The following is a 270-nucleotide window of genomic DNA, read 5'->3' on the forward strand; positions in this document are numbered from 1 at the left end:
CCGGCCGGCGCACGTCGGGCGGCACCGCGTGGCGGCGCCGCACCGGCGTCAGAACGGCTTGGTCGGCAGGTACTTGCCGTCGAGCGTGATCACCGCACGCGAGCCGCCTTCGGGATCGTCGACCTTCTTCACGTCGAGCCGGAAATTGATCGCGCTGATGATGCCGTCGCCGAACTTCTCGTGAACGAGCGCCTTCAGCGTCGTGCCGTACACCTGCAACATTTCGTAGAAACGGTAGATGGTCGGGTCGGTCGGCACGCGATCGTCGAT

At 65.6% G+C, this 270-nt stretch carries 1 protein-coding gene; it reads right to left on the reverse strand.

Annotated elements, in window-relative coordinates:
* Window positions 1-48: 48 nt before the first annotated feature.
* Window positions 49-270, reverse strand: a 222-nt coding sequence (cynS, locus tag AC1RPQ_RS08510) for a cyanase (RefSeq protein WP_481762348.1), incomplete at its 5' end; no start/stop codon positions are given.

The organism is Dellaglioa sp. CoH-57-MRSF-21 (assembly GCF_056781915.1).